Source organism: Providencia sp. UF-183, assembly GCF_058246155.1.
This window is the reverse complement of record NZ_JBSICD010000104.1, coordinates 1-259: the sequence shown is the minus strand read 5'-3', so window position 1 is coordinate 259 and position 259 is coordinate 1. Positions and strand designations below refer to the sequence as shown.

Below are 259 nucleotides of genomic sequence, written 5' to 3'. Positions count from 1 at the left end.
AAATGGGGCTGCGGGTACCGCAGGATCTGTCGATCGTCGGCTTTGACGACCTCAAGCTGGCGCAGTATTGCGATCCGCCGCTGACCACGGTGGCGCAGCCGCGCTTCCAGATCGGCCAGCAGGCGATGTTGTTGCTGTTGGAGCAGTTGAACGGCCAGACGGTGGCCAGCGGCTCCCGACTCTTGGACAGTGAATTGATTATCAGAGGCAGCACCGCTGCTCCGAAACGCTAGTCAAATATTTTAGGGTTCAGTAACAT

At 57.9% G+C, this 259-nt stretch carries 1 protein-coding gene; it reads left to right on the top strand.

Annotated features, from left to right (window positions below; genetic code table 11):
- Nucleotides 1-233: substrate-binding domain-containing protein (locus AC4IFT_RS22545; protein WP_490752971.1), on the top strand; the 233-nt coding region annotated here is incomplete at its 5' end.
- Nucleotides 234-259: the final 26 nt, after the last annotated feature.